20 protein-coding genes are annotated in these 25,067 nt (G+C 67.1%); 1 reads left to right on the top strand and 19 read right to left on the bottom strand.

The window, feature by feature from the left end; translation table 11 throughout:
• Window positions 1-101 precede the first annotated feature (101 nt).
• Window positions 102-1,628: a family 43 glycosylhydrolase gene (locus ACXRVZ_RS09600; RefSeq protein ID WP_457421209.1), complete on the bottom strand. Its 1,527-nt coding sequence runs from the start codon at window positions 1,626-1,628 to the stop codon at window positions 102-104.
• On the bottom strand, window positions 1,625-4,105 hold the full coding sequence (locus tag ACXRVZ_RS09595) for a glycoside hydrolase family 95 protein (protein ID WP_458232342.1): 2,481 nt from the start codon (window positions 4,103-4,105) through the stop codon (window positions 1,625-1,627). The genes ACXRVZ_RS09600 and ACXRVZ_RS09595 overlap by 4 nt, the downstream gene beginning before the upstream one ends.
• Window positions 4,106-4,496: 391 nt before the next feature.
• Between ACXRVZ_RS09595 and ACXRVZ_RS09590 the strand changes: the two genes are divergently transcribed.
• Complete coding sequence (locus tag ACXRVZ_RS09590) at window positions 4,497-5,210, top strand: FadR/GntR family transcriptional regulator (RefSeq protein WP_457421213.1); 714 nt, start codon at window positions 4,497-4,499, stop codon at window positions 5,208-5,210.
• A gap of 33 nt (window positions 5,211-5,243) precedes the next feature.
• On the opposite strand, the gene ACXRVZ_RS09585 is transcribed toward ACXRVZ_RS09590, so the two are convergent.
• The 17 genes from ACXRVZ_RS09585 to xylA form a co-directional block, all read right to left on the bottom strand.
• The gene (locus ACXRVZ_RS09585) at window positions 5,244-6,770 is read right to left on the bottom strand and encodes a UxaA family hydrolase (protein WP_457421215.1); all 1,527 of its coding nucleotides are present in this window, start codon (window positions 6,768-6,770) and stop codon (window positions 5,244-5,246) included.
• Window positions 6,760-7,089, bottom strand: coding sequence for an L-rhamnose mutarotase (locus ACXRVZ_RS09580; protein WP_457421217.1), 330 nt, complete (start codon window positions 7,087-7,089; stop codon window positions 6,760-6,762). Before ACXRVZ_RS09580 ends, ACXRVZ_RS09585 begins: the two co-directional genes overlap by 11 nt.
• A 14-nt stretch (window positions 7,090-7,103) precedes the next feature.
• A complete protein-coding gene (locus tag ACXRVZ_RS09575; RefSeq protein WP_458232341.1) occupies window positions 7,104-8,249 on the bottom strand; it encodes a mannitol dehydrogenase family protein in 1,146 nt (381 codons plus the stop codon).
• Window positions 8,243-9,253, bottom strand: a complete 1,011-nt coding sequence (locus ACXRVZ_RS09570) for a zinc-binding alcohol dehydrogenase family protein (protein WP_457421221.1) — start codon at window positions 9,251-9,253, stop codon at window positions 8,243-8,245. Before ACXRVZ_RS09570 ends, ACXRVZ_RS09575 begins: the two co-directional genes overlap by 7 nt.
• Window positions 9,254-9,257: 4 nt before the next feature.
• Window positions 9,258-10,106, bottom strand: coding sequence for an amidohydrolase family protein (locus tag ACXRVZ_RS09565; protein ID WP_457421223.1), 849 nt, complete (start codon window positions 10,104-10,106; stop codon window positions 9,258-9,260).
• Entirely contained in the window at window positions 10,106-11,122 is a 1,017-nt protein-coding gene (locus tag ACXRVZ_RS09560; protein WP_457421225.1) for an aldo/keto reductase, read from the bottom strand. Before ACXRVZ_RS09560 ends, ACXRVZ_RS09565 begins: the two co-directional genes overlap by 1 nt.
• Before the next feature lie 28 nt (window positions 11,123-11,150).
• Window positions 11,151-12,092, bottom strand: a complete 942-nt coding sequence (locus tag ACXRVZ_RS09555) for a substrate-binding domain-containing protein (protein WP_457421227.1) — start codon at window positions 12,090-12,092, stop codon at window positions 11,151-11,153.
• Between the two features lie 32 nt (window positions 12,093-12,124).
• Complete coding sequence (locus ACXRVZ_RS09550) at window positions 12,125-13,108, bottom strand: ABC transporter permease (RefSeq protein ID WP_457421229.1); 984 nt, start codon at window positions 13,106-13,108, stop codon at window positions 12,125-12,127.
• A complete protein-coding gene (locus tag ACXRVZ_RS09545) occupies window positions 13,105-14,661 on the bottom strand; it encodes a sugar ABC transporter ATP-binding protein (protein WP_458232340.1) in 1,557 nt (518 codons plus the stop codon). The genes ACXRVZ_RS09550 and ACXRVZ_RS09545 overlap by 4 nt, the downstream gene beginning before the upstream one ends.
• Window positions 14,662-15,009: 348 nt before the next feature.
• On the bottom strand, window positions 15,010-15,777 hold the full coding sequence (locus ACXRVZ_RS09540; RefSeq protein ID WP_457421233.1) for a substrate-binding periplasmic protein: 768 nt from the start codon (window positions 15,775-15,777) through the stop codon (window positions 15,010-15,012).
• Window positions 15,778-15,800: 23 nt separating this feature from the next.
• Window positions 15,801-16,970, bottom strand: a complete 1,170-nt coding sequence (gene mmsB, locus ACXRVZ_RS09535; protein ID WP_457421235.1) for a multiple monosaccharide ABC transporter permease — start codon at window positions 16,968-16,970, stop codon at window positions 15,801-15,803.
• Window positions 16,971-16,981: 11 nt separating this feature from the next.
• On the bottom strand, window positions 16,982-18,526 hold the full coding sequence (mmsA, locus tag ACXRVZ_RS09530) for a multiple monosaccharide ABC transporter ATP-binding protein (RefSeq protein ID WP_458232339.1): 1,545 nt from the start codon (window positions 18,524-18,526) through the stop codon (window positions 16,982-16,984).
• Between the two features lie 157 nt (window positions 18,527-18,683).
• The gene (chvE, locus tag ACXRVZ_RS09525) at window positions 18,684-19,745 is read right to left on the bottom strand and encodes a multiple monosaccharide ABC transporter substrate-binding protein (protein ID WP_457428150.1); all 1,062 of its coding nucleotides are present in this window, start codon (window positions 19,743-19,745) and stop codon (window positions 18,684-18,686) included.
• 119 nt (window positions 19,746-19,864) lie between these two features.
• A complete protein-coding gene (locus tag ACXRVZ_RS09520; RefSeq protein WP_458232338.1) occupies window positions 19,865-20,938 on the bottom strand; it encodes a non-reducing end alpha-L-arabinofuranosidase family hydrolase in 1,074 nt (357 codons plus the stop codon).
• 41 nt (window positions 20,939-20,979) lie between these two features.
• A complete protein-coding gene (locus ACXRVZ_RS09515) occupies window positions 20,980-22,419 on the bottom strand; it encodes an MFS transporter (protein WP_457428121.1) in 1,440 nt (479 codons plus the stop codon).
• Complete coding sequence (locus ACXRVZ_RS09510; protein ID WP_457428119.1) at window positions 22,416-23,780, bottom strand: GH1 family beta-glucosidase; 1,365 nt, start codon at window positions 23,778-23,780, stop codon at window positions 22,416-22,418. Before ACXRVZ_RS09510 ends, ACXRVZ_RS09515 begins: the two co-directional genes overlap by 4 nt.
• A 136-nt stretch (window positions 23,781-23,916) precedes the next feature.
• Window positions 23,917-25,065 (bottom strand): xylose isomerase, encoded by a 1,149-nt coding sequence (gene xylA / locus ACXRVZ_RS09505; RefSeq protein ID WP_458232337.1) that lies wholly within the window; start codon window positions 25,063-25,065, stop codon window positions 23,917-23,919.
• Window positions 25,066-25,067: the final 2 nt, after the last annotated feature.

The raw sequence follows: 25,067 nt of genomic DNA, 5'->3' as shown, positions 1-25,067 counted from the left end.
GTCTCCTCCGGATACGAGCTTTATGGATGGACGTGGCTCAGTGCATCGGCCTACATCCCGACAACGACGATGGATTTGGGTGGCAGCAATGGATCAATGGATCAAGCGTCCAGGCGGCGGTAGGTGAAGCGTTTCATGCACACATCTCCGGCACCGGCGGCAAACAAGGCCAGCCGCAGGCTGTGCGGGCTGTTGAAGGTGTTCTGGTGCATCACCGAGACCTGCTGCAGCCAGGGGTTGGGCATCCAGCAGCCGTCGGTGGTGGCGTGATGGAAGCTGACCAGGTGGCGGCGATGCGTGAGCCTCAGGCGGTGATGGCGGCCTTGGACCGGTTGCTGCATCCAGCGATGCGCCTGGCCGTAGCTGTAGGTGTGCATGCGGTCGCCGTCGATGCCGATGCCGACGAAGCCGCGTGTGTCGTGAAAGAGGGCCAGGCCGCCCTGCGCATCGCCGCTGGTCTCGAACTCAAGCTCGGCCTCGTAGGCGTGGTCACCCACGACGCAAGTCAAAGGCGAGCAGTCAGCCAGGCCACTGCCCTTGCCAGCGAGCAGGAGGCCTCGGTCGCCATGGCGCGCGCGCTGCAGCTCGTCCGGGCCGGCGTCGAAGAAGCTCCATTGGTGGCCGATGCGCTGGCCGCTGAAATCGTCTGCTAACGCCGGCACGCCCGGGCAGGGCCGGGCCCAGCGAGGCTTGCGCTGGGGCCGGCCGAGCGCGCCACCGCAGGTGCGGAACCAGCCGTCGCGACCCCATTCGATGGGCTGCAGCAGCGGTTGCCTGCCAAGGGTGCGGTGGCCTTGCTCGTGACCGTGGCAGGCCAGCCACCAGTCGCCGTTGAGCCCCTCCACCAAGCTGGCATTGCCACTGGTGGACCAGGTCGCGTCGCCACACGCGAGTGGGTTGAAGGGGCAGTCTTCCCAGGGGCCGAAGACGGAGGAAGACCTGGCAGCCGTGAGAACGTGCTCGCCTGTTTGAGCACCCCCGCCTGCGGATGCACCCAGCAGATAGAAGTAGCCGTCGCGACAGATCAGCCGCGGGCCGGGGGACGTGAATGCCGATGGCGGCCCGGCGTCATGCTCGCTGTGCGCAGGCGTGTGAGCGTGGACAGGCCCGCCCACGGTCGCGAGGCCGTCGTCGCTCAGCTGGACGCGGCGTACGCCATTCACGAACAGGTGGCGGCTGCCATCCTCTGCGACGACGTGGCCGGCGCCGAAGCAGTCCGTCAGGCCGAGGTCGACCGGATCGCTCCAGGGGCCTGCGATGTCATCGGCGTGCACGGCGTGGATGGATGCGCGACCAGCCTGCAACACCGCCATGTAAAGGAAGTAGCGCCCCTTGTGCCTGACCAGGTCCACGGCCCCCACCGTGCCGATGGCGCGGGTCAGCGCGGGGCCAATCGGCGACCAGTTCACCAGGTCCCGCGAATGCCAGATCACGGGGCCGGGCGTGAACTGGAGCGATGAGCAGGCCAGGTAGTAGTCGGCGCCGTCCTTCAGGATGCAGGGGTTGGGGTGGTCGCCGGGCAGGATGGGATTGAGGAAGGTTCCGTCACCCAGGTCCGGCCGACGCTGCGCATGGGCGGTTCCCCCATGCGACGCGACCGAAGGTGTGACGAAGTCCAGCATGGTCATGCGCGCGGCATGAAGTTGGCAGCGTCCAGGCGGGCATGGCCGCGTTCGTCCAGCTTCGCCGTGATGCGTTGGCCGAGGTAACGCAGCGCGACGCTCGCCTTGGCCGGACCGCGCAGACGCACGCGCGTCAGGTGGCCAGCCTTCCAGTCGACATCCAGCTCCAGCCCGCCGTGCGCCCGCACACCGTGCAGTCGCCCCTCGGGCCAGGCCTTGGGCAGCGCAGCCAGCAGATGCACCTCGCCACCCCAGGACTGCACGATCATCTCCAGGATGGCGGCGGCGCCGCCAAAGTTGCCGTCGATCTGGAAGGGCGGGTGGGCGTCGAACATGTTGGGATAGGTGCGCGCCGGCCCCAGCAGTCCTTGCAGCACCTTGTAGGCCCGCTCGCCATCGCCCAGGCGTGTCCACAGCGCCAGCCGCCAGGCGGTGGCCCAGCCGGTGCTCTCGTCGCCGCGCCTGTTCAGCGTCACGCGTGCGGCCTCGGCCAGCGCGGGCGTGTCGCGCACATTGATCTGTTCGCTGGGGTAAACGGCGTAGAGATGCGAGACGTGGCGGTGCTGCTGGTCGGTGGCCGACGCATCCCAGTCTTCCAGCCACTCCTGCAACTGGCCCTGCGCGCCGATGCGATCGGCCGGCAGGCGGGCTCGCGCCTTGCGGACGGCAGCGGTGAATGCCGGGTCGTCCTCGCCAAGCTGGGCCTGCGCCGCAATGGCCGCGTCGAACAGATCGCGCAGGATCTGGCGGTCCATGGCCGGCCCGGCGCACAGCGCGATGTCGGTATGGTGGTTGTTCTCCGGCGACTGCGAGGGGGAGGTGACGAGACCGCGCCCCTTGGGGTCCTCGACCAGCGTGTCGAGAAAGAACAGCGCGGCGCCCTTGAGCAGCGGCACGAGCCGGCGCAGCCGGGCCGGGCTCGGGTCGTACTGGTAGTGCTGCCACAGCGTCGTGCACAGCCAGGCGCCGCCCGTGGGCCACATGCCCCACAGCGGGCCGTCGATGGGCGCCGTGGCGCGCCACAGGTCGGTGTTGTGGTGCGCGACCCAGCCGCGCGCGCCGTAGCTGTTGCGCGCGGTGCGAGCTCCGGTGACGGCCAGGTCCTCCACCATCTTCAGCAGCGGCTCGACACACTCGTGCAGGTTCGCCGGCCCGGCGGGCCAGTAGTTCATCTCCGTGTTGATGTTGATCGTGTACTTGCCTTCCCACGGTGGGTGCAGCACCTCGTTCCACACCCCTTGCAGATTGGCCGGCTGGCTGCCCGGTCGCGACGAAGACAGCAACAGGTAGCGCGCGTACTGAACGTACATCGCGGCTAGCGCAGCGTCTGGCTGCCGGGGCACGCCCTTGATGCGGGCGTCGGTGGAGCGGGCATCCGCCTCGTGGCCGCCGAGGTCGATGTGCAGGCGGCGGAACAAGGCACGGTGTGCCTTCAGATGGTCCTCGCGAAGCCGGGCGAACGGCTTGCGCGCGGCAGCGGCGGTGCGCTGGCGCACGGCGGCCACCGGGTCGCCGCTGGTGTCCTGCCAGTTGACGTAGCTCGTCTCGCCGGAGACAAGCAGCGTCAGCTGGCGCGCGCCACGCACGCGCAGCCGGTCGCCGTTGGCCTCGATGCGGCCGTCCCCCACTGCCTGTACGCGCAGCGCAAAGCGCAGTTGGCCGGGGATGCCGAAAGCCTCGGCATTGCGGCCCTCGACCAGCAGCGCGTCACTGCCGTCGGCGCGAACCGCCAGCGACGCTGGCCGCTTCTCGGCGTTCAGCGATTCACGGTGGTCCCAGGGTGCGCCGACGAAGACGACGCCATCTGCGTCGTACTTCGTATCACCGAAGCCGCCATAGGGCTGGTAATCAGCATGGCGGTAGCCGAGGTCGAGATCGATGGTGCCGTCGCCCTCGATCTCCAGCCGGATCACCGTTACCTGGTCCGGCACGCTGCAAAAGGTCTCGCGCCGGTGGCGGCCACTGCCGTCGATGAAGGTGGTGACGGCCATGGCGCTGTCGAGGTCCAGGCTGCGCCGATAGCGCGCCGCGGCCTTCACGCCGGGGAAGTCGAGCAACAGGTCACCAGCGCCGCTGAAGGGCATCTGCTTGATGGGCTTGCCCATCAGCGCCTCGGAGACGAGGTCGTTGGCCTCCTTCCAGCGCTCCTGCTCGATCAGGCTGCGCACCTGGGGCAGGGCCTCGCGGAACTTCGGGTTGTCCGGCACGTAGGGGCCGCCGCCGTAGAGCGTGTCGATGTTGAACTGCAAGCGCTCCTGGGCCGGGCGGCCGAAGACCATCGTGCCCAGGCGGCCGTTGCCGACCGGCAGCGCCTCGATCCACGGGCCGGCGGGCCGGTCGTACCAGAGGCTCAGCGCATCGGCACTGACCCCGGCGGCGCCGGCCTGCACCCACTGGGGCAAGGCGGCCAACAGGGAAGTGAGGGCGGGGGCGAGGGTGGAGGCGGCGACGAAGCTGCGGCGGGAGGTGGGGGAGATGTCCATGGGATTCAGGGCCTCAACGGGCCAACCTTCAGGACCATGCGCCCGGCGTTCGTCGACGTGCCGAACCACAGATGCAGCACGCGCACCTTGAAGGGCTCACGGGCCGTGCGGCCATCGAAACTGAAGTTCTGCGGGGCTCTTTCATTTGGTCTCCTGCGCTTTTGGTTGTGCGCTTGGCGCTGTGGGCAGCGCTGTCATCGACGTCCGGCCGTCCGTTTGGGTACAGTGATTGGTCAAACCGATTTGGTCAAGCCACTTTGCCACAATGACCGAGATTGGTCTTACCGGTGTATTCCCCGATATCGTTTGTCGGGGCGACCTCTGTACCAATGTGTCGCAAGCCGTTGATTGCGATAACATTTGGTCTGTCCAATTTGGGAGCAAACATTAAATGGTCAACAACCGCGCAGGGGAATCGCGCCGGCAATATCAGCTGGTCGCTGACCGCGTTCGCGCGCTCATCGACGATGAGCGGGTGGCGGTGGGGTCGCGGCTGCCGGCCGAACGGGAACTGGCGTTGAAGCTCGGCGTTTCGCGTCCATCCTTGCGCGAAGCACTGATCGCGCTGGAGATCGATGGTCGAGTGGAAATCCGCGGTGGGTCCGGTGTGTATGTCTGCGCCGCCCCGGTCGGAGGCGACCCCGCCACGTCATCGCTCGGTGAAAGCCCGGCGGAGCTGATGCAGGCTCGTGTCGTGCTTGAAAGTTCAATCGTCACGCTGGCTGCTGCGCGAGTGAGCAAGGCTGCGCTGCAGCGAGTTGGAGACGCCTTGGAGGCGATGCGCGAAGACCACGCCAACGGTCGCAAACCCGTGGAGTCGGACCGACGCTTTCACCTTAGCATTGCGGAGATGGCTGGCAACTCGGTCCTCGTCGGCATCGTCGGCACGCTTTTCGATGGGCGGCACAGCCCCATCGGATCGCGCATGAGCGGACAGGTCGAGTCGACACAGACCTGGCAGGCGGCCATGGCCGAACACGAGGCGATCTACAGGGCACTTGAGGCCCGCAATCCGCAGGCCGCTTCCGCTGCGATGTGCAGTCACCTGCTGGCGTCGCATGGCCGCTGGGTTGGTGAGCCAGCCGCCCCTGCGGTGAAGGGATGATTGCCGACTGATGCTGAGGCTCGGCGACGCGGGTCACATGACGGCACCGAGCTGCCACGGCACGAACTCGTTGTCGCCGAGGTCATGCGTTTCGCTGAGCGTGGCTCTGCCCGACGCGGTCTCCAGCATCAGCTGAAATAGCGCCTCGCCGGCCTCGGCAACGCTCTGCGTGCCATCGACGATGCCGCCGGCGTTGAAGTCCATGTCCATGCGCATGCGCTCAAACAGCGGCGTGTTCGTCGCCAGCTTCAGCGAGGGTGTGGGCTTGCAGCCGTAAGTCGAGCCTCGGCCGGTCGTGAAGCAGATCAGCGTGGCGCCACCGGCCACCTGGCCGGTCGCCGACACGGGGTCATAGCCCGGCGTGTCCATGAAGACAAGGCCGTGGGCCCGCACCGGCTGCGCATAGTCGAGCACCTCGTTCAACGGGCTGCTGCCACCCTTGGCGACGGCGCCGAGCGACTTCTCGAGAATGGTCGTGATGCCGCCGGCCTTGTTGCCGGGCGAGGGGTTGTTGTCCAACTCGGCGCCGTTGCGGCTGGCATAACCCTCCCACCACCGCAGCCGGGCCAGCAGGTGCTCGGCCACCTCGGGCCGTGCGGCGCGTGCGGTGAGCAGATGTTCCGCGCCATAGATCTCCGGCGTCTCCGACAGGATGGCCGTGCCGCCGTGGCGCACCAGCAGGTCGACCGCCGCGCCCAGGGCCGGGTTGGCGCTGATGCCGGAATATCCGTCCGAGCCGCCGCATTGCAGGCCGACGACGAGGCGCGACGCCGGTACGCGGCTGCGCTGGGCCAGCGCGGCCTCGGCGGCGAGCTCTCTCACGACGGCCTGGCCACTCGCGATGGCCTCGCGCGTGCCGCCTGCCTGCTGGATGGTCAGGCTGCGCACGCGGGCGGCGGCCGGCATGCCGTCGAGCAGCGCGCCCACCTGGTTGACCTCGCAGCCCAGGCCAACGACGAGGACCGCGGCAAAGTTCGGATGGCTGGCATAGCCGCGCAGCGTACGCCTGAGCAGCTCCAGGCCTTCGCCGTCGCTCATGCCGCAGCCGCTGCCATGCGTGATGGCGACGACACCGTCGATGCCCGGCAGCGCCGCTGCCCCCTCGAAGGCGCGGGCGATGCCCTTGCAGACGCTGGCAGAGCAGTTCACCGTCGACACGATGCCGATGTAGTTGCGCGTACCGACGCGGCCATCGGCGCGCACATAGCCCTCGAAGCTGGCGGTCTCTTTGGGTGCGACCTGCGCCGCCGCTGGGCCGCCCGCCGCAGGCGCCGCCGGAGCGTGGCCCATGGCCAGGTTGTGCCCGTGGACATGCTCGCCGGCCGCGATGGCGGTGCTGGCCACGCCGATGGGCTGGCCGTACTTCAGCACCACCTCGCCGCGCGCAATCGCTCTCAGCGCGACCTTGTGACCCGCAGCCACAGGGGTGCTGACGTGCAGGGAGCTGCCATCCGGCTGAGGAACCACGGTGTCGCCGGCCAGCGCCAGCCGGGCTACCGCAACGTTGTCATTGGCGTGCAGTTGGATCAACGCCTGCGGCGCCGGGGCTTCAGTCGACATGGAAGACGCACTCCATCGATGCCCAGTGCTCGCCGGGCGCACGGCTGTCCAGCGGGCGCTGGCAGGGGCCGCAGAAGCTCCACCAGTGGCGCGTCTCGGCGTCGGCGGCGATGGCCGCCATGTCGGCGTCGTAGTCGCTGCCGTGGTACTCCCAGCAGCCAAACAGCAGGTTCTCCGGCTCGCGCAGGAAGATGCTGTAGTTGCGGATGTTGGAGAGGGCCAGACGGCCCAGCACCGCCGGCCAGACGGCGGCGTGCAGGCGCTTGTACTCGGCGATGCGGTCCGGCTCGATGCCGATGACCATGCCCATGCGTTGCATTGCGTGCTCCTTGTTCAGTGGTTGGCGAGCGCGGCGCGCAGGCGCGGTTGTGGCAGCCCGGKCACACGCTCCCGCGCGAGGTCGACGACCGGCTGCAGGCGGCGCGCTTTCTTGAGCGTGTGGTTCTGGGCGATGTCGGCCAGGCGGTGGGCGAGGAAGGGGTTGAGCAGCCGGGAGCGCAGGCTGACCAGGTAGTCGCGAGCCTCTTCGCCCTGGCCGAGCGCGTCGAAGACGGGAAGCACCTCGTGCTGCCAGGCCTGTTCGAGCGGGTCTCTAAGGGTTGGTTCCTGCATGGCTTGCAGCACGGTCATTTCCCTGCCGTGCTGGCCCGACAGCCACTGCTCGGCCAGCAGCGTGTGGCCCAGGTTGAGCAGGAACAGCTTCAGCCGCTCGTAGCCGGCGAGGTCGTCGGTGACGACGATGTCGGCATGGCGGCAAGGCAGTTGCAGACGGGCTTGCGCCTCGATGGCCCACAGCGCGTAGGGCTCGGCCACGGCGCCCACCGGATCGAGGGCTTCCGACACGATGCGGTCCACCAGCGAATTGGCCCAGACCGGCTGCGTCAGCAGCCAGTCGATGAAGGCCGCCGTGCATTGCCACTCACGCGTGAGGCCCACGACGAGGTCGCGCAGCGTGTCACCGTTGCGAGACACCAGCTCGCAGGGCAGCAGCGTCAACTCGGCATGCGGTTGCGCTTGCCAGCGGTCGTGCAGCAGCACCAGCAGCTTGGCGGGAAAGGACGTGGGCGCTGGCGCCTCTTCGGCCAGCAGCACGGCGTCGTCTTGCGGCGCCAGTGCCCAGCCGCCGTCGCCGGTGTTGGAAACGATCACCTGCACCGGCCCGCGTACGCGCGCTCGCACCGCGGCCCAGTCGTCTGCGGCCAGGAAGGCTTCGCGCACCGACCGGCAGGTCTTGCGCACGTCAACGGCCTGCCCTCCCGACAGCCCGCGCACGACGACATCGAAGCCTTCGGCGCGAGCGAGGGCCTGCGTGCGCATCGTGCTGGTCGGGCTGCGGGTGCTCTGGACCACCGTGATACCGCCCAAGGCCTCGCCGCGCTCGGCGGCTTCCGAGACGAACAGGTCGACATGCGCCTGCAGGAAGCGGCTGGTGCCGAACTGCAGGATCGGATGGCCGGCGCTCATCGCTCCGTTCAGCATTCGACGATTGCCTTGATGACGCCTTCCGCTGGGTCCAGCAGGCGCGCAAACGATGCCGGAACCTCGGCGAGGCTCAGCCGGTGCGTGGCCAGCGCGCCGTCGGGCACCTGGCCTTGGCGGATCGCTCGCATGACGGTCTCGAAGTCTTCAGTCGTGGCATTGCGGCTGCTCAGCAGCGTGGCCTCGCGCTTGTGGAACTCTGGGTCGGAGAAGCGGATATCGCCCTGCACGATGGACACCAGCACGTAGCGGCCGCCATGGGCGATGAAGCGAAATCCCCGCTCCATGGCGCCGGCGTTGCCGGTGGCATCGAAGACCACATCGAAGAACTCGCCGTCGGTGAGTTGCGACAGCTGCGCCTCGTCGCCTTCGCCAAGCGGCACGGCTGCGGCCACGCCGGCATGCTTGAGCGCGAAATCGAGCCGGTCCTGCCGGCCATCCAGGGCCGTGACGACCGCGCCGCGCAGACTCGCAAAGATCATCGCGCCTATGCCTATCGGGCCAGCTCCCACCACGAGCACGCGCTGACCAGCGGCGACTTCACCGCGGCGCACGGCATGCGCGCCGATGGCGAGGAATTCCAGCATCGCGGCTTGGTCCAGCGTGATGTCGCCCGCCTTGCCGACGAAGCGTTGCGGCACGCTGACGTACTCGGCAAAGGCGCCGTCACGGTGCACGCCCAGCACCTGGATGCGCACGCAGCAGTTGGTCTTGCCCTGGCGGCAGGCGATGCAGTGGCCGCAGGACAGGTAGGGCATGACGTAGACCGGGTCGCCGGCGGCCAGCCCGCTGTCCGCATCCGCCTCTTCGACGATGCCGGAAAGCTCATGCCCCATGACGCGCGGGTAGTTGAGATAGGGCTGGTGGCCGGTGAAGATGTGCAGGTCGGTGCCGCACACGCCGACACGCTTGACGCGCAGCAGCACTTCGCCGGGGCCGCGCTCCGGGCGCGGGCGGTCGTGGGCGACGAGGATGCCAGGGGATTCGCAGGAAACAGTCAGCATGGTGCTAGTCAGTCAAGGCAAGGCGGTAGATGCGATTGGCATTACCCCCGAACAGCGCACGTAGGTCGTCAGGCTGGGGAATGGGTTGGAACTGGTGGGCCAGCTGGTGGGCGAGTTGCCACCAGTCGGCGTAGTCGGTGGCCAGGCGGAGCACGGGCCAGTCGCTGCCCCAGAGCAGGCGGCGCGGGCCGAACAGCGTCCAGAGGGCCTGTGTATAGGGATGCAGCGCTGCGGCGTCGCGCCGCTCACCGGCTTCCGTCAGCAGGCCCGACAGCTTGCAGTGGACCTGGGGCAGGGCAGCCAGCCGGGCCATGTGGTCTTGCCACGGCTGCGTCTCGCCGCGCGCGATGAGGGGCTTGGCGGCATGGTCGATGACGATAGGCAGGGCCGGGTGGCGTGCAGCGAAGCGGGCCAGAGCGGGTAGATGGCGAGGCAGCACCAGCGCGTCGAACACCAGGCCATGTCGCTGCATGGCCTCGGCGGCAGCGGCGCAGGCAGGGTCGTCTATCCAGTCGTCTTCGGCCAAGTCCTGCAGCATGGGTCGCAGGCCCTTGAGCAGTGGGTGGCGCGCCAGAGCGTCGATCTGCTCGGCCGCGTTGGCGGCCTTGAAGTCGACCCAGCCGACCACGCCCCGCACCCACGGCGTGCGCTCGGCCAGCGCCAGCATCCAGTGCGTGTCGGCCGCACTGGGCAGCGATTGCACGAGGACGGTGGCGTCGATGCCGGCGGCCTGCAGGTCGGGTGCGAGGTCATCGGGCCCGAAGTCGCGGTGGATGGCCTGCAGCGACGCGGGCGGCCACTGGCCCTCGCGGTCCATCAAGCGCCAGAAGTGCTGGTGCGCGTCGACTCTCATCAGTCCTCCTGGTCGTCCGGCAACGGCGCGTCGCCGGCGATAAGCCCGCGGCCGCGCAGGCGATGCCAGAGTTCGCGCGGGATCGGGCACTCGAGCCAGGCCGCGTTGGCCGCGACCTGCTCGGCCGACCGCATGCCCGCGAGCACGCTGGTGACAGCCGGGTGCGCGAGCGGGAACTGCAGGGCAGCCGCCTGCAAGGGCACACCGAACTCGGCGCAGGTGGCGTCCAGGGCATTGGCCTGGCGCATCACCGCCAGTGGCACGCTGCCGTAGTTGTACTTGGCCTGGCCGGCCAGCAGCCCCGAGTTGAACGGGCCGCCGATGACGACGCCAACGCCGGTCGCCGCACACTGATTCAGGAATCCCAGGCTGCCCTGCTCCAGCAAGGTGTAGCGGCCGGCCAGCAGCACACAGTCCAGTGGCGCGGCGGCGACAGCATCCTGAGCCACTTCCCATTCGTTCACGCCCAGGCCGATGGCCCCCACGACGCCCTGGCCGCGCAGTTCCTCCAGCGCACGAAAGCCGCCGCCCGCGGTCAACGCCTGCCAATGCTCGGCGTGACGGTCGCCATGCGTCAGGCGGCCGATGTCATGGACCAGCAGCATGTCGATGCGCGCCAGTCCGAGGCGCTGCAGGCTGTCCTCGAAGGAGCGCAGCACGCCGCTGTAGCTGTAGTCGTAGACGGGGCGGTAGGGCAAGGGATCGGCCCAGCCGTCACTGCCGGCCTTCACCGTCAGATCGGCGCGCATGAGCCGCCCCACCTTGGTGGAGAGTCGAAAGCTATCTCGCGGCTGGCGCGACAGGAACTCGCCGATCCGGCGTTCGCTGCGCGTGTAGCCGTAGAAGGGCGCCGTGTCGAAATAGCGGATGCCGGCGCGCCAGGCGGCCTGCAACGTGGCGGTGGCCGCGGCATCGCTGACGGCCTCGTAGAGGCCCGCCAGCGCGCTAGCGCCCAGGCCCAGCGTTGTCAGCGGCAGCCCGGCACCGGGGAGGGGGCGACTGGGGAGGGCGTGCATGCGCTCAATCGAAGTTGGCAGGCGCGGTTCAGTACAGGACTGCCTTGGCCTCGGGCGACTGCAGGTTTGCCTTGGTCACCCAAACGACGCCGGTGTCGCGGAACTTGGCCACCGGCTTCTTCTGCAGCACGTCCACGACGGTCTTGACGCCGAGTTGGCCCATCTGGAACGAGCTTTGCACCGCGATGCCAGCCAGCGTGCCGTCCTGGACGAACTTCTGCAGGTCCTGGTTGCCATCGAAGCCGATGGCGACCACCTGGCCCGCGCGGCCGCTCTGCACCAACGCGCGGCCCATGCCGACGGCGGTGGGCTCATTGGCGCCAAAGATGGCCTTGAGGTCGCGATGAGCGGCCAGCACGTCGGTGGTCTGGTTCATCGCGGTGGCCATCTGCGACTGCGAATAGAACGGCCCGACGATCTCGAGCTTGGAATGGGCCTTCAGGTAGCTCGTGAACGCGCCGACCCGGCCGACCTCCGAGCCCGCCCCGGCCACGAAGGACATGACGGCGACCTTGCCGGTGGTGCCGATCTTGTCGATCAGCTGCTTCGCGCAGAGCTCGCCGGCGGCGCGGTTGTCCGTCGTCARGAAGGACTGGTAGTAGGCCTTGCCGGCCTCGGACACGTGCGAATCGATTAGCACGACGGGGATGCGCGCCTGCCATGCCTTCTTGATCGCCGGCACGAGGGCGTCCGGGTCCGACGGGGCCAGCACGATGCCGGCGACCCGCCGGTTGATGGCGTTCTCGACCAGGTTGACCTGGTCGGCGATGGCCGATTCGCTCGCCGGGCCGGAGAAGGTCAAGGTGTGGCCGGTGGCCTCCTTGATGGCAGCCTCGGCGCCCTTGTTGACGTTCTGCCAGTAGGTCGAGTTGGTGGTCTTGACGATGACGGCGATCTCGCCGGCATGGGCCGTGCCACCGAGCACGGCCAGGCAGGCGCTCAGGAGCGTGCGGATCAAAGAATTGGGCATGTGGGATGTCTCTTGATGTGTGAGGCCGGTCTTCAGCGCCGGTTGCGGAGTTGATCGATCCAGACGGTGACGAGGATGACCACGCCGATGATGATTTGCTGCGTGAAGGACGAGACGCCGTTCATGTTCAACCCGTTGCGCAGGATGCCGATGACGAAGGCGCCGATCAGCGTGCCGGAGATGGTGCCGACGCCGCCCAGCAGCGAGGTGCCGCCGATGACGGCGGCCGCGATGGCGTCGAGCTCGTACATGACGCCCTCGTTGGGCTGTGCCGTCACCAGGCGCGACATCAGCACGCAGCCACACAGGCCGGCCAGCGCGCCCGAGGCGACGTAGGCAAACATCGTGACGCGCCCCACGTTGACGCCCGACAGCCGCGCCGCCTCGCCGTTGGAGCCGACCGCGTGCAGGTGCCGGCCGAGCGTCGTGCGACGCAGCAGGATGCCCGCGGCGACCGCGATCACGATCATCAGCAGCACAGGGTAGGGGATGCCGGGAAACACGACGTCAGGAAAGCCTTGCTCGTCGATCTTCTCGATGCGCCAGAGCGCGCCGTTGCCCAAGGTACCGAAGGCATCGCCCAGGCCGGAGATGGCGCGCGCGTCGGTGAGCTGCAGCGCGACCCCGCGTGCGACCAGCATCATGCCCAGCGTGGCGATGAATGGTGGCAGCCGCAGCTTGGTCACGCACAGGCCGTTGATCGCACCGCACAGCGCGCCGACGACGACGCCGATGACCATGGCCGGCGCGACCGGCATGCCGCTCTTGACGAGCATGCCCGCCACCACGCCCGACAGGGCCAGCACCGAGCCCACCGACAGGTCGATGCCGCCGGTCAGGATGACCAGCGTCGCGCCGATGCCGAGGTAGACGATGGTCGTCACCTGCAGCGACACCGTCATCGCATTGCCGACCGAGAAGAAGGCGGCGCTTGTCAGCGAGAAGACGAGCAACAGGATGAGCAGGCCCGCCAGCGCGGCGAATTTCTGGATCAGGTCTTTCTGGCGGTCGTTCATGTCGTGGGTTCAAGGAAGGCCGCGCTGTGCATGGCCGGGTCGCATGAGCCGACCGAGGCAAGGTGAATGACGTCGTGCTGGCTGCAGTGGCGGGTTTCCAGCACGCCGGCCAGTTGGCCCTGGCGGAACACGGCAACGCGGTCGCTCATGCCCAGGACTTCGGGCAGCTCCGAGCTGATCAGCACGACGCCGACGCCCTGGGCTGCGAGCTGGTCCATCAGTGCGTAGATCGCGTACTTCGCGCCCACGTCGATGCCGCGCGTCGGTTCGTCGAAGAGGATGACGCGGGCCTGGCGGAACAGCCATTTGGCAATGACCACCTTCTGCTGGTTGCCGCCCGACAGCAGCCGGGCGATCTGGTCGGGCGAGGGCGTGCGGATGCCCAGCTCGGCGATGAAGCGTTCGGCGGTGCTGCGTTCGCCGGCCGCGTCGATGAAGCCCAGGCCGCTGGCCAGCGCGCCCAGGTTGGCCAGCGTGATGTTGTGGGCCACGCTCATCTTCACCGCCAGCCCATGGGCCTTGCGGTCTTCCGAGACGTAGGCGATGCCGGCGGCGATGGCGTCGCGCGGCGAGCGGATGTCCAGCCGCTCGCCGGCCAGTTCAACCTCGCCGCCATCGACGGCATCGGCGCCGAAGATGGCCCGCGCGACCTCGGTGCGGCCGGCGCCGACCAGGCCGGCGAAGCCGAGGATCTCGCCGCGCCGCAGCTYGAAGTCCAGCGGCCCGAACACGCCGTCCTGCCGCAGGCCGCGCACGCGCAGCAGCACGTCGGAGGAGGGCTGCCGCGTCGCAGGCGGGAACTGCTGGTTCAACTCGCGACCCACCATCAGGCTGACGATCTCGTCGATGGAGGTCTCCGTCCATTGGCGGGTCGTGATGTAGTGGCCGTCGCGCAGCACGGTGACCCGGTCGACGATCGCCTCCAGCTCGTCGAGCCGGTGCGAGATGTAGACGATGCCCACGCCTTCGCGCTTGAGGTCCTTCACGACGTTGAGCAGCCGCGCGGCGTCGGCCTCGCCCAGGGAGGAGGTGGGCTCGTCCATGATGAGCAGCCGCGCCTGCATCGACAAGGCCTTGGCGATCTCGACCATCTGCTGCTGGGCGATGGACAGCGTCGATACCTCGGCGTCCGGATCGATATCCACGCCCAGGCGTTGCAGGTAGGCGCGCGCGCCTTCGCGCTGCCTGGCCTGATCGACGAACCAGCCGCGGCGTGGCTCGCGGCCGAGCCAGATGTTCTCGGCCACCGTCAGATGCGGCACCAGGTTGAGCTCCTGATGAATCATGACGATGCCCAGGGCCCGTGCATGTTGCAGGCCCTGGATGCGCACGGGCTCGCCATCGATGCGGATCTCGCCTTCGTCGGGTGTGTAGACGCCGCTGAGGATCTTCATCAGCGTCGACTTGCCGGCCCCGTTCTCGCCGCAGATCGCATGGACTTCACCGCGGCGCACGTCCAGCGCAACGCCCGCCAGCGCCGTGACGTTGTCGAAACGCTTGCAGACACCCTGCATGCTCAACAAGGTCGATCGGGGGGCTGGGAACTCAGACATCTCGGCGAACGGATTCAAAACAGGCAAGTTTTCGGTCATGCCACTTTGCCACATTGGCGCTTTGGTCAGACCGGTGCTTACCCGGGGCTGYGGCGGATGGTGCTGAATCTGTCCTTTGTGCGAAGTTGGTCTTACCAAAATTCCGTTTCGGATTAGATGTCAAAACGGACACAAAGATGGACCCACGAAAAAGGGCCTGCCTGCCAACCCGGCGCGACCACGTCAGAGGCACCTCGTCGCGGGCCGCCAGTCGCGCGGCCACGACGAAGCTACACCGCGCGGTTTGTGAAGTGATGTGTTGACGACCCGGCACGGCCGCTCGCCGCCACCGGGCAGCGGCCGTCGGTTTCAGCGGTATCGCTTCAGCAGCGCTTCCAGCGATCCGTCGGCCACCATTCGGTCGATGGCCTTGTTCAGCGGCTGCAATAGCGCCTTCTTGGCGAGGGTCAGCGCACAGCCAAGTTGGTAGTGTTCGACTTCCAGGATCTCGCGCAGTCCGGCGTCCGGGTTGGCCCTGAGGTAGTAGGCCAGCGCGGCGCGGTCGGTGACCGCGTAACGCACACGGCCGTAGGTCAGCCGGCGCAGATTGGTCTCGGCATCGGGGACGTCTGCCCGCCGCACCTGCTGCCTGAAAGCCGATTCGAGGGCGGGGTAGTAGTACCCCAGCACCGTGCCCAGCGGCTCGTCGGCGAGGGCCTGAAGCTCAGCCACTTCAGGGGCGCTCGACCCCGCCGCGATGACCCCCGTGCCTGACAGGAAAAGACGCGTCCAGAGCACCTTGCCCTCGAGCCATGCGGGCTTGACGTAGCACAGCAGGTCTGCAGCTCCCGACGCCACGGCCGGGCCGGCGCGCTTGCTGGGCAGCGCCACGAACACGGGCTTCAGGCCCAGGCGCCGGGCCAGCAGCTCGCCAAGTTCCTTGAGCACACCGTCGACGGGCCTGTCCTTCGCCATCCTGAGCATGGGCATGGATTGGCTGGTCGGTGCCACGATCAACAGCGGGCTTGGCTCGGCGGCATGCACGGCCTGTTGGCCGGCCAGCGATGCCAGGATCGGCATCCACTGTGGCCAACGCCACTTCGGCCGTTTCACGGCGACGGCGGCTTGCTGCTTCATGGCATCACCGGACCGGCCAGGCGTCACCCGCCCTTGCGGCGGTTGTAGACGTCGAAAACCACGGCGGCCAGCAGCACCACACCCTTGATGACCTGCTGCCATTCGATGCCCACGCCGAGGATGGACATGCCGTTGTTCATCACGCCCATGATGAAGGCGCCAATCACCGCGCCGATCACCTTGCCGACGCCGCCCGATGCTGAGGCGCCGCCGATGAAGCAGGCGGCAATCACGTCGAGCTCGAAGCCCAGGCCGGCCTTGGGCGTGGCCGTATTGAGGCGCGCCGCGAAGACCAGGCCGGCGAGCGCCGCCATGACGCCCATGTTGGCAAAGCACAGCAGCGTCAGCTTCTCCGTCGGCACGCCGGACAGGCGCGCGGCGCGTTCGTTGCCGCCAAGGGCGTAGACACGCCGGCCGAGCGTCGTGCGCTGGGTCAGGAAGACATAGGCACCAATCAGCACGCCCATCAGCAGCAGCACATTGGGCAGGCCCTTGTATGAGGCCAGCAGCCACACCAGCGCCGCCAGGGCGCCGGACTGGGCTAGCAGCCGCAGGCCGAAGAGCGCAGCCGGCTCCACCGTCAAACCCAGCGCTGCGGACTTGCCGCGCGCGGCTAGCTCCCGCCAGCCCAGCCAGGCCACCAGACCGAACCCGATGACAAGCGTGCTGAGGTGGTGCTCCGCGCCGGCGGGCCAGTCGGGCAAGAAGCCGCTGCTGAGGAGCTGGAAGCTGTCCGGGAAGGGGCCTACGGACTGGCCGCCCAGCAGCGCCAGCGCCAGGCCCTTGAACACCAGCATGCCGGCGAGGGTGACGATGAACGAGGGGATCTTCAAATAGGCGACGAACCAGCCCTGCAGGCCGCCAATGAGAGCGCCCGCGACCAGGCAAACGGCGACGGATGGCAGCACAGGCCAGCCCCACTCGACCATCAGGATGGCCGCCAGGGCACCGACGAAGCCGCAGATGGAACCGACCGACAGGTCGATGTGGCCCGCGACGATGACGAGCAACATGCCGAGGGCCATGACCACGATGTAGCTGTTCTGGAGGAACAGGTTGGTCAGGTTCAGCGGCTGGAGCAGGGTGCCGTCGGTGAGCACCTGAAAGAACCCCATGATGCAGACCAGCGACAGCAGCATGCCGTAGTCGCGCAGATGCGATGCAAGGAAATTGCGCAGGGAAGAGGAAGACATGGCGATAGGTTTCAATGGGTGCCCAGCAGGGCGTGCATGACGGTTTCCTGGGTGGCGCCGGCGGCCGGCATCTCGGCCACCAGTGCACCCTCGTTCATCATGTACAGGCGGTCGCACAGGCCCAGCAGCTCGGGCAGCTCGGACGAAATCATCAGGATCGCGCGGCCCTGGGCAGCCAGGCTGGCGATCAGGCTGTAGATCTCGAACTTGGCGCCGACGTCGATGCCTCGGGTCGGCTCGTCCAGGATCAGCAACTGGGGGTCGGTGAACAGCCACTTGGCCAGCACGACCTTCTGCTGGTTGCCGCCTGACAGGTCGCCGACCGGCTGCTGGACGCCGGAGCAACGGGTGGCCAGGCGCTGCCGGAAGTCATTCGCCACGGCGTCCTCCCTGGCTTCGTCGATGACGCCCAGGCGCGAGACGCCCTCGAGGCGGCACAGGCTGGTGTTGCGGGCGATGCTCTCCTGCAGCACCAGGCCGAGGGACTTGCGGTCCTCGGTGACATAGGCCATGCCGGCCTTGATGGCCCGCCTGACCGTGGAAACGTCGACCTGCTGACCGCCCATCCAGGCGGAGCCGCGGATGCGCCGCCCCCAGGAACGGCCGAACACGCTCATGGCCAGCTCGGTTCGCCCGGCGCCCATGAGCCCGGCAATGCCGACGATCTCGCCGCGGCGCACATTCAGGTTGACGCCCTTGATGGCTTCGCGGCCCACGTGAAGCGGGTGCTCGACCCACCAGTCGCGCAACTCGAACAGGACGTCGCCAGGATTGGGCTGCCGCTTGGGGTAACGATCCTGCATGTCTCGCCCGACCATGGCGCGGACGATGGCCGCCTCCGCCGGCGGTGCGTCCCGGCAGTCCATGGTGGTGATGGTCGAGCCATCGCGAAGCACCGTGACGGCGTCGGCCACTTCGGCGATCTCGTTGAGCTTGTGGGAGATCAGCACACAACTGACACCGCGGCCACGCAGCCGTTTCAGCAGCTCGAGCAGGGCGGCGCTGTCGTCCTCGTTGAGGCTGGCCGTGGGCTCATCGAGGATCAGCAGCTTGACGTCCTTCGCGAGTGCCTTGGCAATCTCCACGAGCTGCTGCTTGCCGACGCCGATGTCCTTCACCAGCGTGTTCGGGGATTCCTGAAGCCCGACCTGGCGCAGCAGCTCGACGGCCTGCTCGTGGGTGCGCGCCCTGTCGATCACGCCGCGCCGGGCACGCTCGTGCCCGAGGAAGAGGTTCTCGGCGATGGAGAGTTGCGGAATCAGCGCCAGCTCCTGATGGATGATGACGATGCCGAGCGCCTCGCTCTGCCGAATGCCGGCGAAGCGCTGCGGTTCCCCGGCGAACCGGATCTCTCCTTCGTAGTCCGGGTGCGGATAGACCCCCGAGAGAATCTTCATCAACGTGGACTTGCCAGCGCCGTTCTCGCCGACCACCGCGTGGATCTGAGCTTGCTGGACGACGAGGTCGACGTGCCGGAGGGCGACCACGCCATGGAACTTCTTGCCGATGCCGCGCATCTCCAGCAGCGCGGCAGGCTGATTGCCTGAGGTTGTCATTCCACTGATGTGTTGAGGGCCGAGCGCCGGGCCGCTCCCAAGCCGGCCCACTTGGCGATGTGCTTGCCGGTCGCACCGGCAAGCATCGCCGCCCCCTCGGGGGGCCGGCCGGGCCTGCCCGCGTTCAGCGGTGCAGGAGCGGGCGAGGGGCTCACTTTCACTTGAGCTGCCCTTCCTTGTAGTAGCCGCTGTCCACGAGCACCGGCTTCCAGTTCGTCGTGTCGACCGCAACGGGCTTGAGCAGATAGGACGGCACCACCTTGACGCCGTTGTTGTAGGTCTTGGTGTCGTTCACCTGCGGTGTGCGGCCGCTGAGCACCGCGTCGACGAGGTCGGCCGTGACCTTGGCCAACTGGCGGGTGTCCTTGAAGACGGTGGAGGCCTGGTCGCCCCTCAGGATGGCCTTGACCGACGGCAGGTCGGCGTCCTGCCCGGTGATGACCGGCATCGGCTGGCTCGCGCTGCCGTAGCCGACGCCCTTCAAGGAAGAAATGATGCCGATCGACAGGATGTCCGCGGGGGACAGGACGGCATGCAGCTTCTCCTTGCCGTAGAAGGCCGACATCAGGTTGTCCATGCGCGCCTGAGCGGTGGCGGTGTCCCAGCGCAGGATGCCGACCTTCATCGCACCCAGCTGCTTGCTGCGGACGACGAGCTTGCCGCTGTCCAGGTAGGGCTTCAGCACGCTCATGGCGCCGTCGTAGAAGAAGCCCGAATTGTTGTCATCGGGTGAGCCCGCGAACACCTCCAGGTTGAAGGGCCCCTTGCCCTGCTTCAGGCCGAGCCGGTTGACGATGGACTCGGCCTGCAACACACCGACCTGGAAGTTGTCGAAGGTGGCGTAGTAGTCGACGTTCTTCGAGCCGCGGATCAGCCGGTCGTAGGCGACAACCTTGACCCCCTTCTCGGCGGCCTTCTGCAAGACGCCTGACAGCGTGGTGCCGTCGATGGACGCGATCACGAGGGCCTTGACGCCCTTGGTGACCATGTTCTCGAGCTGTGCGAGTTGATTCGGGATCTCGTCATCGGCGTACTGCAGGTCGACCTGGTAGCCCAGGGCCTTGAGGCTCTTGACCATGTTGTCGCCGTCGGCGATCCAGCGCTGGGAGCTCTTGGTCGGCATCGCAATGCCGATGGTGCCCTTGCCCTGCGCCAGCGCTGCTGCACAGGGCGCGAGCGTCAGCATGAGGCCCAGTCCGAGAAAGGTGATGCGGCGCATGATGTCTCCGTGTTGTGTTGGGGTGTGGCGGACCGCTCAGCGAAAGGCTTGCTGGGCGAAGTGATGGAAGTTTTCCGCCCAGCTCTCGCGGTCGTGCGCAAGGGCAGCGGTGCCGTCGTTCATTTCTTGCACAAGTCGCTGATGGCGTTGGGCGTTGTGGCGGTGATCAAGCCCAGACGATAAGGCAGCTCGATGTAGTCGTATTTCTTGTTCTTTTCCATGTCCAGGCCCTGATAGAGAAACTTCAGCGGCTGGCAGGGGTCGATGCTCAGCGTCTGATCGACGCCGTCGCGGATCATTTCGCCGTGGGAAATGCCTTCGGACCAGATCCGGCCGCTGAACTTGACGTTGTCTGCGCCAGCAAACATGTTCATCCTTGCGCCGGGAATGGGTTGCCACTCCCCGTCCAGGCGATCGGCTGTCCAGGCCCGGAAATACCTGCCGCTGGGCCCCATCGCCTCGATCAGCGTCAAATACTGGTTGGTGCCCGTGATCTTGTAGGTGTTGCTCGCCTCGAACATGTCCTCGAGCTTTTCCTTCATGACGACGACGGGCTCGGAGAAACCCTGGGGGAAACGCTCCAACGTGGTTTCAGCGCGGTAGAAGCTGCCGTGATCGTCAGTGAAGAAGAGATAGCACTTCTTGTCGTCGCAGATATTCCAGAAGTCCAGCCAGTGCGCCTGGCCCTTGGCGTCTTTAACGCTTTGCGGGATCGCCGCGTAGAAGGGCTTTGGAGCCGTCCATGATTGGGGGTCAGCCAGGTTCTTGGTGGTGGAGTACAGCGGGTCGCCGCCTTGGAAGATGAGATACCAGAGCTTTTGCGGCGCGAAGTAGTAGACCTGCGGCGCCGCGCGGTAGCCCGGCCCGATGGGGGACTTTTCGAGCATGAATTTGGGCGCATTCGGCGCTTCGTCCCAATTCGCAAAGCTCGTATAGGCCATGCCCCAGCCCGCCGTCCCCGCCGTCGTCATGAAGACGTGATAGCGGCCGTCGTGATAGACGATGGTCGGGTCCTTGACGCCAAAGATGTTCTTCGCATCCGCGGGCGGCCTGATCAGCGGCTCGCTGGATTTCCATTCAAAAGGCTGAGCCTGTTTCGCGGGTCCCGCAGCGTGAGAGAGGGTGCTCAACGCCAGGCAGCACGCAAACCAGAGTGCCTTGAAGCCATTCAAGGATGACTTGTGGTTGTGCATAACTTCAGTCTGCATGTGTGCGGGAATCGCGCGTGCCATCGTCATACCGTCCCCCGCGTTGATTCGAGCTGCCCGCGTATCGCCAGCATGCGCGCTTCTGTCAGCGGGAAGCGGAGGATAGCGATCAGTGCCAGCACCAGGCCGATGACCGGGATGCCCGACAGCAGGATGCGGATCCAGAAGATGGCTTCGGGCGTCTGGATTGCCTGCTTGGCGTCGAAGCCGGTGAACTGCAGGATCCAGCCCGACGCGCCCACACCCAGCGCGATGCCGACCTTGGTGATCCAGGACTGGCAGGCCGAGAACGAGCCCTCGCGGCGCTGGCCGGTCAGGGACTCGTCGTAGTCCACCACGTCGCCGATGGTGGCGCCGTACAGCGTCCAGAAGCCCGCGCCGGTGAAGGCGACGAAGCCGCAGGCGAACAGTTGCAGATAAGGCCGCGCCGGGTCATACAGCCACCAGTCGCCGATGAAGGCGCAGATGGCCAGCGCCAGCACCGCAGCCAGGCCGGCACGCTTGCCATGCTTGCGCGCGATCCAGGTAAAGAAGGGGATGCCCGCGAAGCCGAAGGCCATGCCGGCCAGGCCCATGGCGGTGTTCCACTTCGCCCCCTGCACGACATCGCCCTGGCAGACGTAGTAGATGGTCGCGTAGTAGCCCAGCGCGCCCACCATCGCCGTGCCGATGCCGTAGGCCAGGGCCATCAGCAGCACATGCCGGAACGGCTTGCAGCGCAGCGTGCGCCACAACGTATCGGAGAAGGGGATGTGTGTCTGCGTGCGCGACACCAGCTTCTCGTAGTAGCGCTCGCGCACCAGCAGGAAGATGGCGATGGACACCGCCACCATGATGGCGCCCAGGATGCCGCAGTAGGTCTGCGCGCCGCGCAGGATGTCGGGCTTGCCGCTCGCATCGTTGAAGATCGACAGCGTCGTGAACTGCGCCGCGAAGAACATCGACAGCTCAGGCAGCTTCTGGATGGCGTTGCGGATGGCCATCACGGTGGTGCGCTCGTGATAGTCCGGCGTCATCTCCGAACCCAGGCTGACCCAGGGCATGTTGAAGCAGCTCATGATGGGCACGTAGATCACCATGCTGACCAGCATGAAGATGAAGTACTGCGTCTGCGTCCAGTCCTTGCCGACGGCGAACATCAGCGGCAGGCCGATGCCGGCGAGCACGCCGCCGACCAGGATGAACGGTCGGCGCCGGCCGTAACGCGTGCGCGTGTTGTCCGAGATCCATCCAAAGACCGCATCCGACCCCGCGTCGATGAAGATCTTGACCATCTGCACCGTGGAGATCAGGCCGGGTGCGACGCCCAGAAAAATGTTGAAAACCTGGAAGGCCAGGGATGGGTAGAGCCAGTGGCCCCACATGTCGAGGAAGGCGCCCAGGCCGAAGCCGACCTTCTGGCGCATCGGCAGGCGGTCGGCCGCGGGCGGTACGACCTGTGTCAGGTGGAGGGTGCTTGCGTTCACAGGATCTTGCGTGTCGTGATCACGTCCGAGTAGTAGCGGGCCGACAGCTTGGGCGTGCGGACTTGCGTCTCGAAATCGCAATGCACGATGCCGAAGCGGCGCTGGTAGCCGTCTTCCCATTCGTAGTTGTCGATGAACGACCACAGGAAATAGCCCTTCAGCGGCACGCCATCGCCGATGGCGCGATGGGCCTCTCGCAGGTGGTTGCGCAGGAAGTCGCGGCGGTGCAGGTCCAGCACCTCGCCGTTCACCACGGGCTCGTCGTTGTAGCCGCAGCCGTTCTCCGTGATGTAGAGGGCCTGGTGGCCGTAGCACTCGGCGGCAAAGCGCGTGGCCCAGTAGATGGATTGGGGCACAAGGCGCAGCCACGGGCTGTCGGCGCGCGGATAGTTCACGGGATGGGCCAGGGCCTCGAATGCAGCGCCGTTCCTGCCGGCGCGCACAAAGGTGCCGGTGTAGATGTTCAGGCCCAGGTGGTCCGTGGGTAGGCTGATGAGGTCGAAATCGCCCGGCCGCACGTCGGGCGCATCCGGGCCGACGCGTTCGAGGTAATCGGCCGGATAGCGGCCGGCGTGCATGGCGCCCAGCACATGGGCATTCTTCTCCAGGAACCAGGCCTTGGCAGCCGCGATTTCGGCCGGCATCTCGGTGACGGGGATGCAGACATCGAGGTTGTCGGTCAGGCCGACGACCGCGCCCGCGCCGCCAAACTCGCGCACGGCCCTCACACCATGACCGTGGCAGAGCAGCGCGTGGTGGAAGGTCTGGTTGACGACCGCGGCGCTCTCCTTGCGGCCCGGCGCCTTGGTGCCCCAGCCGTAGCCCAGCTCCGTGAAGCAGCGGATCTCGTTCATCGTGATCCAGTGCTTCACCTCGCCGGCGAAGGCCTTGACGATGGTGTCGGCGTAGGTCGCGAAGGCGTCGACGGTGACACGCGAGGTCCAGCCGCCGCGGTCTTCCAGCGATTGCGGCAGGTCCCAATGGAACATCGTCACCCACGGCTCGATGCCGTGCTTCTTCATGCTGGCAAAGAGGCGGTGATAGAAGTCCAGCCCGGCCTGGTTCAGCTCGCCGTCGCCCTTGGGGTAGATGCGCGGCCAGGCGAGGGACAGGCGGTAGTACTTCAGGCCCAGCGAGGCCATCAGCGCGAAGTCGTCGTCGAAGCGGTTGTAGTGGTCGCAGGCGACATCGAGCGTGTCGTCGTCGTGCACCTTGCCGGGCGTGCGGCAGAAGCGGTCCCAGATGGACTCGCCTTTGCCGTCGGTGAAGGCGGCGCCCTCGATCTGCGGGGCAGCGGCGGCAACGCCGAAGATGAAGTCGGCGGGGAAGGGGCTGGAGTAGGTCAAGTTGTCGATTTCCATGAATGGGTCGTCACTGCCGTGTTGGCTGGTGGCGGCGACACCTCTGATGAAGTCAGCCAGGCAAGTGCTCGAGTCAGTCATAGCAGTCCTGTGTTCGTGGCCGGCGCCGTCAGTGCGCGGACCAAGGGAGGTGAGTTCAACCGCAGAAGCGGTTGACAAGGTTCTCCAGGACTTCCTGTCGACCGGAGACCGGTACGACGTCGGTGTTCCTTGCCAGCACCTCGTCGGCCAGTTGATCAAGCGTGCGGCGACCGTTGAGGATGTCCTGGCCTTGCGCAGCGTCCCAACCGGCGTAGCGGCTGTCGACGGCGGCCTTGAGGCGGCCGTCGTTGACCATCTTTTCGGCGATCAGCAGCGCCTGCGCGCAGACGTCCATGCCGCCGATGTGGCCGTGGAAGAGGTCCGCCGCGTCGATGGACTGGCGGCGCACCTTGGCGTCGAAGTTCAAGCCGCCCGAACCGAGGCCGCCGGCTTGCAGCACGTGATACAGCGCCAGCGCCGTCTCGGGCACGTTGTTGGGGAACTGGTCGGTGTCCCAGCCCAGTTGCGGGTCGCCGCGGTTCATGTCCAGGCTGCCGAGGATGCCGAGCGCACCGGCGGTGGCGATCTCGTGCTCGAAGCTGTGGCCCGACAGCGTGGCGTGGTTGGCCTCGATGTTGACCTTGACCTCTTTCTCCAGGCCGTAGCGCACGAGGAAGCCGTAGACGGTGGCGGTGTCGAAGTCGTACTGGTGCTTGGACGGCTCGCGCGGCTTGGGCTCGATGAGGATGGCGCCCTTGAAGCCGATCTTGTGCTTGTACTCGACCACCATGTTCAGGAAGCGGCCGAGCTGGTCCATCTCCTGGCCCAGACGCGTGTTCAGCAGCGTCTCATAGCCTTCGCGGCCGCCCCAGAGCACGTAGTTCTCACCGCCGAGTTCCAGCGTGGCGTCCATCGCGTCGCGCACTTGCAGCGCGGCGACCTTGAAGATCTCGGGGTCGGGGTTGCTGGCCGCACCCGACATGAAGCGGCGATGGCTGAACAGGTTGGCCGTGCCCCACAGCAGCTTCAGGCCGGTGGCCTGCTGCTTCTCGCCCAGCAGGTCGACGATGCGCTTGAAGTTCTCCTGGCTCTCGCGCGGCGTGGCGCCTTCGGGGGCGACGTCGCGGTCATGGAAGCAGTAGTAGGGCGCGCCCAGCTTGGCGAAGAACTCGAAGGCGGCATCGGCCTTCAGCTTGGCGAGTTCCATCGGCGAGCCGCCCTGGAACCAGGGGCGCTCGAAGGTGGCGCCGCCGAACGGGTCCAGGC

Source organism: Roseateles sp. P5_E8, assembly GCF_054177665.1.
This window is presented reverse-complemented; position numbering and strand designations above follow the sequence as displayed.

Coding starts and splice junctions, on each gene's coding strand:
- ACXRVZ_RS09600 (WP_457421209.1), bottom strand. CDS start 1,628: ATGACCATGCTGGACTTCGTCACACCTTCGGTCGCGTCGCATGGGGGA.
- ACXRVZ_RS09595 (WP_458232342.1), bottom strand. CDS start 4,105: ATGGACATCTCCCCCACCTCCCGCCGCAGCTTCGTCGCCGCCTCCACC.
- ACXRVZ_RS09590 (WP_457421213.1), top strand. CDS start 4,497: ATGGTCAACAACCGCGCAGGGGAATCGCGCCGGCAATATCAGCTGGTC.
- ACXRVZ_RS09585 (WP_457421215.1), bottom strand. CDS start 6,770: ATGTCGACTGAAGCCCCGGCGCCGCAGGCGTTGATCCAACTGCACGCC.
- ACXRVZ_RS09580 (WP_457421217.1), bottom strand. CDS start 7,089: ATGCAACGCATGGGCATGGTCATCGGCATCGAGCCGGACCGCATCGCC.
- ACXRVZ_RS09570 (WP_457421221.1), bottom strand. CDS start 9,253: ATGCTGACTGTTTCCTGCGAATCCCCTGGCATCCTCGTCGCCCACGAC.
- ACXRVZ_RS09565 (WP_457421223.1), bottom strand. CDS start 10,106: ATGAGAGTCGACGCGCACCAGCACTTCTGGCGCTTGATGGACCGCGAG.
- ACXRVZ_RS09560 (WP_457421225.1), bottom strand. CDS start 11,122: ATGCACGCCCTCCCCAGTCGCCCCCTCCCCGGTGCCGGGCTGCCGCTG.
- ACXRVZ_RS09550 (WP_457421229.1), bottom strand. CDS start 13,108: ATGAACGACCGCCAGAAAGACCTGATCCAGAAATTCGCCGCGCTGGCG.
- ACXRVZ_RS09540 (WP_457421233.1), bottom strand. CDS start 15,777: ATGAAGCAGCAAGCCGCCGTCGCCGTGAAACGGCCGAAGTGGCGTTGG.
- mmsB (WP_457421235.1), bottom strand. CDS start 16,970: ATGTCTTCCTCTTCCCTGCGCAATTTCCTTGCATCGCATCTGCGCGAC.
- mmsA (WP_458232339.1), bottom strand. CDS start 18,526: ATGACAACCTCAGGCAATCAGCCTGCCGCGCTGCTGGAGATGCGCGGC.
- chvE (WP_457428150.1), bottom strand. CDS start 19,745: ATGCGCCGCATCACCTTTCTCGGACTGGGCCTCATGCTGACGCTCGCG.
- ACXRVZ_RS09520 (WP_458232338.1), bottom strand. CDS start 20,938: ATGCACAACCACAAGTCATCCTTGAATGGCTTCAAGGCACTCTGGTTT.
- ACXRVZ_RS09510 (WP_457428119.1), bottom strand. CDS start 23,780: ATGGAAATCGACAACTTGACCTACTCCAGCCCCTTCCCCGCCGACTTC.